At 72.0% G+C, this 8,852-nt stretch carries 6 protein-coding genes; 3 read left to right on the forward strand and 3 right to left on the reverse strand.

The features are described 5' to 3' along the window. Positions 1–643: 643 nt before the first annotated feature. Positions 644–3,091, reverse strand: a complete 2,448-nt coding sequence (locus GCU69_RS19600) for a fructose-specific PTS transporter subunit EIIC (RefSeq protein WP_156206752.1) — start codon at positions 3,089–3,091, stop codon at positions 644–646. A 431-nt stretch (positions 3,092–3,522) separates the two neighbouring features. Between GCU69_RS19600 and ahcY the strand changes: the two genes are divergently transcribed. Next, positions 3,523–4,980: an adenosylhomocysteinase gene (gene ahcY / locus GCU69_RS19605; RefSeq protein ID WP_156206753.1), complete on the forward strand. Its 1,458-nt coding sequence runs from the start codon at positions 3,523–3,525 to the stop codon at positions 4,978–4,980. A 96-nt stretch (positions 4,981–5,076) separates the two neighbouring features. After that, the gene (locus GCU69_RS19610) at positions 5,077–5,721 is read left to right on the forward strand and encodes a hypothetical protein (protein ID WP_156206754.1); all 645 of its coding nucleotides are present in this window, start codon (positions 5,077–5,079) and stop codon (positions 5,719–5,721) included. Positions 5,722–5,945: 224 nt separating this feature from the next. Here the strand turns inward: GCU69_RS19610 and GCU69_RS19615 are convergent, their stop codons facing one another. Beyond that, complete coding sequence (locus GCU69_RS19615; protein WP_156206755.1) at positions 5,946–7,094, reverse strand: RDD family protein; 1,149 nt, start codon at positions 7,092–7,094, stop codon at positions 5,946–5,948. A 335-nt stretch (positions 7,095–7,429) separates the two neighbouring features. Here GCU69_RS19615 and GCU69_RS19620 point away from each other — a divergent pair, with 335 nt between their 5' ends. Further along, complete coding sequence (locus GCU69_RS19620; RefSeq protein ID WP_156206756.1) at positions 7,430–8,437, forward strand: stage II sporulation protein M; 1,008 nt, start codon at positions 7,430–7,432, stop codon at positions 8,435–8,437. Between the two features lie 129 nt (positions 8,438–8,566). Here the strand turns inward: GCU69_RS19620 and GCU69_RS33250 are convergent. Beyond that, a partial coding sequence (locus GCU69_RS33250; RefSeq protein WP_218037957.1) for a hypothetical protein occupies positions 8,567–8,852 on the reverse strand: 286 nt, incomplete at its 5' end.

Genomic DNA, 8,852 nt, shown 5'->3' on the forward strand with positions numbered 1-8,852 from the left:
GCGCCCGCGAAGCAGCGGCGGGCGCGAAGCAGCGACTGACGAGAAGCAGCGACTGACGAGAAGCAGCGGCGCCCGAGGAGCAGCGGCTGGCGAGGAGCCGCGAGGTCCGAGGAGCAGCGGCTGGCGAGGAGCCGCGAGGTCCGAGGAGCAGCGGCTGGCGAGGGGGCGCGGGGCCCGAGGAGCAGGGCGGAGAGGAGTCGCGGCGCCGAGGAGCAGCGTTGGCCGAGAAGTAGTTGGGCTGAGAAAGCAGCGGGGCCGAGGGGGAACGGCTGCGGAGGGCCGGGTGGCACCTCGCGGACCGTGGACGGGGCCCAGGCTTCCGGGCCGCGTCGGCCTCGGGGCCGCGTCATCGCTTCTGGTCCGAGCCGTCGCTTCCGGTCCGCACCGACAGCTCAGGTCCGCGCCGACGGTTCAGGTCCGCGCCGACAGTTCAGGTCTACGTCGACAGTTCAGGTCTACGTCGGCATGCAGTTACGCGTCGGCTTTGCGGATCCGCGCCCACATTGCGGATCCGTACGGCACCGGGGCCGCGGTGGTGACTCCCGCGGCCCCGGTGCCGTACCGCCTCCGGGAGATGCCGGTCACCGCTTCACAGCGTCACGCGACGTGCTGCCGCGTCCGCCCCGTCACCCGGTCCCCGCGGCTACTCGATCTCCGCCAGCACTCCGAGAATCTCCGTCTCACCGGGAGCCGTCAGCAGCCTGTCCCGGTAGCCGGGATCCATCAGCTTCCGGGACAGCAGCGCGAGGATGCGCAGATGCTCGTCCCCGGCCGCCGCCTCCGGTACGGCGATCATGAAGACGAGCCGTGCCGCGGTGCCGTCCGGAGCGCCCCAGTCGATGCCGTCCGCCGACCGGGCGAAGCCGACCAGGGGAGCCGTCACCGCATCCGTCTTGGCATGCGGAATCGCGATCTCCTCACCCAGCCCGGTGGTGCCCTGCTCCTCCCGCGCGAGGACGGCCCGTACGAGCGCGTCCTCGTCGGCGACCCGGCCCGTTCCGGCCAGCAGACCGGCCAGCTCGCGGATCGCCGCGTCCTTCGTACCGGCGTCCAGCTCCTTCCGTACGGTCCGGCGGCTCAGACTGCCGGACAGGATCTGCCCGGTCCGCACCGGCTCACCGGTGGCCCGGGCGGTTCCGGAATCCCCGCCCTCACCCGCATGTGACGCGGGGGCGGCCCCGGGCGCGGGCGCGTGGGCGGGGGACGGCACAGACCCGGCCGCAGGCGCCGACGCGGAGCCGGCCGCAGGCGCCGACGCGGAGCCGGTCGCGGGCGTGGACGCGGAGCCGGTCTCAGGCGTGGACGCGGACCGGGGCGCAGGGGAGGACGCGGAACCGGGTACGGGCGCGGCATCGGACCCGGGATCGCGCACGGGGCCAGTCGCAGCATCGGACCCGGGCGCGGACGCAGGAACGGATGCGGACCGGGGCACGGCGGAGGACCCGGAACCAGGTCCGGCCGCGGCATCGGGTCCGGGTCCGGGCCCGGGCCCGGACCCGGTCGCGGACGCGGGCACCGGCGCGGACAGGGGCTCACCCTCCGCCGGCGCGGCACCCCCGCGCGCCCCGCGTTCGCCGGAGCCCAGCTGCACCAGGGCGACGGTGACGAACGCCGTCACCACCGTCCCGACGGCCACCGCGACGAAGAACATGGGGACCCCGCCGACCGCGCCCAGCACCGCCACGATCGGTCCGCCGTGCGGCACGCTGTCCGTGACCGCGGCGAGCCCCGCGACGGCACCGGCGGCGGCACCACCGATCATGTTCGCCGGGATGACCCGGGCCGGACGGGCCGCCGCGAAGGGGATCGCGCCCTCGGTGATGCCGAAGAACCCCATGAACAGCGCCGCCAGACCCGTCTCCCGCTCCTGCTCGTCGTAGAGCCGGCGGCGGACCAGGGTGGCGAGGCCCTGGCCCAGCGGGGGCACCGGGATGGCGGCCGCGCACATGCCCATGATCTCGGGGTTCTTCGACACCAGACCGGCCCCGAACAGGAACGCGGTCTTGTTGACCGGCCCGCCCATGTCGAACGCGATCATGAGACCCAGGATGATGCCCAGCAGCGCCGCACTCGTCCCGGTCAGCCCGCTCAGCCAGCTGGTGAGCTGCTCGAAGACCCAGGAGATCGGCCGGCCGATCACGTAGACGAAGAACAGGCCCAGCGTCGTGGTCGCCACGATCGGGATCACGATGATCGGCATGATCGGCCGGGCGAACCGCGGGACCTCGACCTTCTTGATCCACAACACCAGATAGCCGGCCAGGAAACCCGTCACGATCGCCCCGATGAAACCGGCGCCGGACTCCGAGTCGTACAGGGCGCCGGTGTTCGCGATCCAGCCGCCGACCATGCCGGGCACCAGCGCCGGCCGGTCACCGATGGCGTAGGCGATGTATCCGGACAGGACCGGGATCATCAGCGTGAAGCCGATGACACCGATGTCGTTCACATGCTTCCAGAACGAGTCGTCCGGAATGACGAGACCGCCGTCCGCCTGCGGGGTGCCGCCGAGCGCCAAGGACAGCGCGATCAGCAGACCACCGACGACCACGAACGGGATCATGAACGAGACCCCGTTCATCAGCGCCTTGTAGGCCACGCTGCGCTCCTTGCCGCCCGCCGCCCCGCCCGTCCCGGCCGCCCCGCCCGTCGCGGCAGCCGCGCCCGTCCCGGCCGCCGCGCCCGCTCCGGCCGCGGAGCCCTCGTGCCGTTCTCCGTCCGCCCGGCCGGACCGGAACACCGGAGCGTCCCGCACCTGCTCGATCAGCCGCTCCGGCCGGTGAATGCCTTCGGCCACGCCCACAACGAGCAGCCGCTTGCCCTCGAAGCGGCTGGGATCGACGTCCTTGTCGGCCGCGACGATGATGCCGTCGGCCTCCGCGACATCGTTGTCGGAGAGGACGTTCTCGGCACCGATCGAGCCCTGGGTCTCCACCTTCATGGCGTGACCGGCGGCCTCCGCCGCCCGGGTGAGCTTCTCGGCCGCCATGTAGGTGTGGGCGATGCCGGTCGGGCAGGCGGTGACGGCCAGCAGCCTCAACCGCCTCCCGTCGGACCCCTCACCTGTGGGGGGAACAGCCGGACTGGACACGTGGATCTCCTAACAGCCGTGCGTGAGCATGCGCGTGGTGCAGGTCCTCCAACCCCTGCGGTTCGTACGGCTCGTACGAGAGTTCCCCGCATCCTGCAACACTCACCCGAAGCGGCACAGCCCCAAGTGAGCACCGATCGACGGACGATCGACGGCGGGGCCACAGCCGGGCGGCCGGCCGCGGAACCCGGCGGGCGAGTGAGCCGATTCATGCCGCCGTCCTGACGGATCCGCTGGGGTGGACTGCTCCGATCGGTGTAGATTCGTGACCGGACAGACGTCGCTGCTGATGGCGGTCGGATGGCCCGCCGCGCGGGCCACCGAGGGAGAGAGGGCCTCCGACGGACTGCACTGCGGCCGTGGGACCCGTGTGCCCACTGCCGGCAGGTCAGCCGTATCCACCGCACTCGAAGCAACGAGGAGCAGCCCGTATGACGACAGCCGCCAACGGCCGGGACTTCAAGGTCGCGGACCTGTCCCTGGCCGCCTTCGGCCGCAAGGAGATCAACCTCGCCGAGCACGAGATGCCCGGCCTGATGGCGATCCGCGAGGAGTACGCCGCCCAGCAGCCGCTGGCGGGCGCCCGGATCACCGGCTCGCTGCACATGACCGTGCAGACCGCGGTGCTCATCGAGACGCTGGTCGCGCTCGGTGCCCAGGTCCGCTGGGCCTCCTGCAACATCTTCTCCACCCAGGACCACGCCGCCGCCGCGATGGCGGTCGGCCCGGACGGCACCCCCGAGGACCCCAGGGGCATCCCCGTCTTCGCCTGGAAGGGCGAGACGCTGGCGGAATACTGGTGGTGCACGGAACAGGCGCTGACCTGGCCCGGCACCGCCACCGGCGGCCCGAACATGATCCTGGACGACGGCGGCGACGCCACGCTCCTGGTGCACCAGGGCGTGGAGTTCGAGAAGGCCGGCGCGGTCCCGGACCCGTCGACCGCCGACAGCGAGGAGTACGAGCAGGTCCTCACGCTGCTGAACCGCACTCTGGCGGAGAACCCGCAGAAGTGGACCCAGCTCGCCTCGGAGATCCGCGGCGTCACCGAGGAGACCACCACCGGCGTCCACCGGCTGTACGAGATGCAGCAGGCCGGCCAGCTGCTCTTCCCGGCGATCAACGTCAACGACGCCGTGACCAAGTCGAAGTTCGACAACAAGTACGGCTGCCGGCACTCCCTGATCGACGGCATCAACCGCGCCACGGACGTCCTGATCGGCGGCAAGGTCGCGGTCGTCTGCGGCTACGGCGACGTCGGCAAGGGCTGCGCCGAGTCGCTCCGCGGCCAGGGTGCCCGGGTGATCGTCACCGAGATCGACCCGATCTGCGCGCTCCAGGCGGCGATGGACGGCTACCAGGTCGCGACGCTGGACGACGTCGTCGAGACCGCCGACATCTTCGTCACCACGACGGGCAACCGCGACATCATCATGGCCTCGGACATGGCCCGGATGAAGCACCAGGCGATCGTCGGCAACATCGGCCACTTCGACAACGAGATCGACATGGCCGGCCTCGCCGCGATCCCCGGCATCGTCCGGGACGAGGTCAAGCCGCAGGTCCACACCTGGACCTTCGAGGACGGCAAGAAGATCATCGTGCTGTCCGAGGGCCGGCTGCTGAACCTCGGCAACGCCACCGGCCACCCGTCCTTCGTGATGTCCAACTCCTTCGCGAACCAGACGATCGCGCAGATCGAGCTGTTCACGAAGCCGGAGGCCTATCCGATCGGCGTCTACGTGCTCCCCAAGCACCTGGACGAGAAGGTCGCCCGGCTCCACCTCGACGCCCTCGGCGCGAAGCTCACCACGCTCCGCCCCGAGCAGGCGTCCTACATCGGCGTACCGGTCGAGGGCCCGTACAAGCCCGACCACTACCGCTACTGACAGCACCCGGCCCGCTCGCAGCAAGGCTGCCCGCACCCGGCCGACCCGGCCGGGCCCCCGCCGACCGCGGGGGCCCGGCCCGTCAAGGACCCCACCATGCCCCGCGGCCGCTACTCCCTGCACGACCCGCACGATCACACCCCCCTCGGTGAAGAACACTTCCACTGCGCCCCCGGCCCCTCCGGCTGGCGCTATGTGGCCCAGACCACGACCCCGTCCGGGGAACACGCGGGCTCCGTCGACCTGGCCACCGACGAACTGGGCCGCCCCATCCGCCTCGAACTGCACGCGGCCGGCTGGCGCGTGCGCGGCGCCGCCCTCGACGGCGTCACCTGGGTCCGCACCGACCCCGCGGCCGCCGAGGCCACGGAGGGCAACGTCCCCGCCCACACCTTCACCGGCGCATCCCCCGCCTTTCTCGTCGCAACGGCCCGGCTGCTGCGGCTCACCCCCGGCGCCCCCGCAGTCCGGCTCCGCGTCGTGGCCCTGACCCCTCCCGTTCTGGCCCCGCGGACCCTGGACCAGTCCTGGGCACTGCTGAAGAGCGAAGCACACGCCACTGACAACGGCCCGCTGTCGGTGGACGAATACCAGGTCACCGACCTGGACACCGGTGAGCAGCGCCCGGTTCACCTCGCCGGTGACGTCGTGCTCGCGGCCCCCGGCATCGAACTGGAGGACCTCCAGTCCCCGCCCTCGGTCTTCCCCCCGCCGGACGACACGGCGAGGACCGGGGACTGAGGACCGGGGACTGAGGCCTCCACCATCAAAGCCGCCGGGGACTGACGCCTTCACCACCACAGCCGCCGGCGGCTGAGGCCCTCACCACCGCAGCAGTCCGCAGACCGGCGTACGGACGACCGGACCGGCCTGCTCAGCCGCCCGCCGTCCGCACGCCGACCGTCGTCACACCCGCCGTCCTCGCGTCGGCCGCCGTCACGCCCGCTGCCCTCACGCCGGCGTCCTCACGCCGGCGGAACGAATCCGGTTCCCGCGCCCGTACCGCCTTCTGCCGTGCCGCGTTTCGCCGTACCGCCTTCCGCGGCCGGCGCACGCCCCCCGCGCGAGCCCTCGCCCCCGAGCGGCACCGGCCCGACGGCCGTTCCACCACCCGGCCCCGCGGCCGGAGCGGAGCCACCCGGAGGGGCCCACCCCGGGGCGGAGGCCGCGGCGGGAGCCCGGCCCGCGGCGGCCACTGGAGGGGCCCACCCCGGAGCGCCGGCCGACGGCGGCCCGCCCGCAGGAATCCCTCCCGCCACGGCCGACGAGCCGCCCGCCGGACTGGCAACCCCCGGACCAACACCTCCCGGCCCCGGACCAACACCTCCCGGCCCCGGACCAACACCGCCCGGACCGGCAGCCTCCGGCCCGGCGAATGCCCGCCGCGCGTCCCGGGTCTGCCGTTCGCCCACGACCGCCGCGAGATACATCGCCGGTGGCACGTCGCCCGGAACCGGGGTCGCCGTGCACGCCGCCATATCTGCCGCGAGCCGCTGTGCCAGCGCCCCGTTCACCTCCGGGTCCAGCTGATCCATCCGTGCGAAGTACTGCCGCACCGCCAGCCACAACGCGTCCGGCACGCGTGACAGGTCCAGCCCCGTGAACCGGCCGTCGAGCCAGGGCGGTGCCTGCGGAACTCCCGTGACCCGCGACGCGGGCACCCTTTCCCGTACGACGAGAGTCCCCGCGAAGACGTCACCGAGCCGCCGCCCGCGCGCCGACACCAGCGAGGCGATCACCGCGATCACCCCGAAGCTCGCCAGGATCTCCACGGCCCCCACCGCACCGCGGACCAGCGCGTGCCGGAAACGCACCGGCCCGCCGTCGTCACGGACCACCCGCAGCCCGCACACGAGCTTGCCCAGCGAACGCCCGCGGCTCAGCGTCTCCACCACGATCGGCAGGCCCACCAGCACCAGCATGAAGGTCGCCACCGACACCGCGGCGTTGGCCGCCTCGTCCAGCGACGACGTGGCCGCGGTCAGCGCCATCGTCACGGCGACGTACGCCGCGAAGGCGACGAGCAGGTCGATGCACACGGCCAGTGTCCGGCTCGGCAGTTTCGCCGGACGCAGCCCCAGCACCACGGCCTCACCCGTGACAAGCTCACTCACGCGCGCCTTCTCCTCCCGAAACCGAACAACCGGACACCCGAACAACCGGGAACCCGAACAACCACAAAGCTGAGGACCGACTACCCGGGAATCCACAACCCGGGGACCGACACCCCGGGATCCGGAACACCCCGGCACCCGCGACCGGCGCCCCGACCCCGGCGACCCGGCTGCGACCCGCGGCCGCAACCATCAGCCGCCGCCCGCCCGCCCCGTCGTCCCGCGATCATCCGTCAGCCGGGCACGGCCCCTCGAAGACCAGTCTGCCGCCATCCCGCACCGGCCGTCTGCCAAGCTGGGGGCGAACCGAGCCCGAGCACCGAGGAGCAGGCCCCGTGGACCTGGATGTCTTCGTGACCGCGCACCGGGCGGAGTGGGACCGTCTGGACGCGCTGCTGCGCCGCCGGCGACGGCTGACCGGCACGGAGGCGGACGAACTCGTCGCCCTCTACCAGCGCACCGCCACCCACCTGTCACTGATCCAGTCCAGCGCACCGGACCCGCAGCTCACCGGCCGTCTCACCCAGCTCGTCGCCCGGGCCCGCAGCGCGGTCACCGGTGCCCGCCGTGCGAGCTGGCGCGACGCCGTCCACTTCCTGCTGGCGGGCTTCCCCGCGGCGCTCTACCGCACCCGCCGCTGGTGGATCACCACGGCGATCGTCTGCACCGTGGTCGCCGCGGCGATCGGCTGGTGGATCGGCACGCACCCGGAGGTCCAGTCCTCCATCGCCGCTCCCGCGCAGATCCGCGAGATGACCCGCCCGGGCGGCCAGTACGAGTCGTACTACTCGACCCACGCCGCGACCTCGTTCGCCGCCCAGGTCTGGACGAACAACGCCCAGGTCGCCGCCCTCAGCCTGGTCCTCGGCGTCTTCCTCGGTCTGCCGGTGCTGTGGGTGCTGTTCCAGAACATGCTCAACCTCGGCATCGGCGCCGGTCTGATGTCCTCGGCCGGCCGGCTGGACACCTTCCTGGGGCTGATCCTTCCGCACGGGCTGCTCGAACTGACAGCCGTCTTCGTGGCTGCGGGCACCGGGCTGCGCCTCGGCTGGACGGTGGTCGACCCGGGCCCACGGGACCGGCGAACGGCGCTGGCGGAGGAGGGCCGCGCAGCCATGGGCATGGCGATCGGCCTCGCCCTGGTCCTCTTCGTCTCCGGCGTGATCGAAGGCTTCGTCACCCCGTCCGGACTCCCGACCTGTGGCCGCGTCGGCATCGGCGTCGCGGCGGAGCTGGCGTTCCTCGCGTACGTCTACGTGCTGGGCGGTCGTGCCGTGCGGTCCGGCGAGACCGGTGACGTGGAGACGGCCGACCGGAGCCAGGGGCTGCCGACCGCGGCCTGATGTGCGTGCGCGCCGTCCCACCTGCTACTGTCTCTTCATCCCGGAAAGCCTATTGACATGGGTGGTTCGGGGAGGTAGATTTTAACGGTTGCCGCGGAGCTGGACAGGCTCGGGCGGCGTAAGTTAAGATCATCCACAGCTCGCGGCGGCAGGAAATGCCGACGGGGCCATCCGGAAAATCAGCAATGCAATGGCCGATTCGCTTCGACCGAAAAGCATCTGATAAAGTCGGATCAGCCGAAAGGCAAAGGCCTTCCAACGGGCCACCGGAAGTAATTCGGACCGGAAACGGAACGGAAAGCGTCTGGTAAGGTTGGGAACACCGAAGGGAAGCGCCCGGAGGGCCCGGAGACGGGTTCGAAGGAAGCGTCCGTTCTTTGAGAACTCAACAGCGTGCCAAAAGTCAACGCCAGAT

Origin of the sequence: Streptomyces lycii (assembly GCF_009735685.1) — a bacterium.
Taxonomy (GTDB): Bacteria; Actinomycetota; Actinomycetes; order Streptomycetales; family Streptomycetaceae; genus Streptomyces; species Streptomyces lycii.